The sequence below is a fragment of the Acidovorax sp. FJL06 genome (assembly GCF_003852545.1).
GTDB lineage: Bacteria > Pseudomonadota > Gammaproteobacteria > Burkholderiales > Burkholderiaceae_C > Acidovorax.
Genome location: NZ_QAJR01000021.1, coordinates 17,234 through 18,426, shown reverse-complemented (window position 1 = coordinate 18,426; position 1,193 = coordinate 17,234). Strand labels below are relative to the sequence as shown.

The 1,193-nt window shown below is 61.7% G+C and carries 1 protein-coding gene; it reads left to right on the top strand.

The genetic code is table 11. The features are described 5' to 3' along the window. Nucleotides 1-339 precede the first annotated feature (339 nt). Complete coding sequence (locus DBV10_RS13545; protein ID WP_124514152.1) at nucleotides 340-1,104, top strand: SDR family oxidoreductase; 765 nt, start codon at nucleotides 340-342, stop codon at nucleotides 1,102-1,104. Nucleotides 1,105-1,193: the final 89 nt, after the last annotated feature.

The window sequence follows — 1,193 nt, the reverse complement described above, 5'->3', positions numbered from 1 at the left end:
ATGATGAAGATCCTTGAAGTGAAAAAAGCGTCTCAAAAAAGCCGGGTCAAAAACCATTCCTGAACCGGGTTCGGTGAGTCGCCTTGCGGGTTCGGCTCATCGATGGGGTGAACTGTACGCCGCTGTCGTCTGAGGAAAAACCACCAAGTCACGAACTGACTGTTCTGATTTTCAAAACAATACTGCCCCATGGGGTGATGGAGTGACGGCGCTATACCGGGAACGCCAGAAGCCCTGCGGACGACAATTCCCCTGGGCCTTGCCCGAAAGGGGCGGCTGCGATGCCAAGGCACGCCGGCCTCGAGGCCTTTTCTATTTCTTTTTGAATGGACATCACAAATGAACGCTGACAAAGTCGCCGTGATTACCGGCGCAGGGTCTGGGATTGGCAAGGCGGTGGCGCTGGCCTTGGCGGGCGACGGCTATCGCGTGGTGCTGGCAGGGCGCCGCGCTGCGCTGCTGGACGAAGTGAAAGCGCACATCCAGTCCCGCCCTGGGGCGGGCGAGCGCGTGCTGTGCGTGCCCACCGATGTTTGCGACCCCACGGCCGTAGCCCGTCTTTTTGCGCAGGCCGTCGCCCGCTTCGGGCGCGTGGATGTGCTGTTCAACAACGCCGGGCGGGGCAATCCACCCGGCTCCTTCCTGGACTGGACACCCGAGCAATGGCGCGACGTGGTGGACGTCAACCTGAACGGCATGTTCTATTGCCTGCAGCAGGCCTTTCGGGTCATGTGCGACCAAACACCGCAGGGCGGACGCATCATCAACAATGGTTCGATTTCGGCACACGCGCCCAGACCCAACTCGGCCGCCTATACCGCCACCAAACACGCCGTGATGGGGCTGACAAAAACCGCAGCCCTGGATGGACGCGCCTACAACATCGCCGTGGGTCAGATCGATATCGGCAATGCCATGACGGACCTGGCCTCGCGCATGGCCCAGGGCGTGCCCCAGGCCAACGGCGACGTGGCCATCGAGCCCCTGATGGATGCCGACATCGTGGGGCAATCCGTGCTGTACATGGCCAACCTGCCCCTGCAAGCCAATGTGCTGTTCCACACCGTGATGGCCACCAGGATGCCGTTTGTGGGCCGAGGCTAGCCCCGCGCGGTGGGGGCGGTGTGCGCCGGCCAGCATTGACATGGCTTCATCGGCATGGACACAGCGCACTTTGTTTCCAATACTGGAAC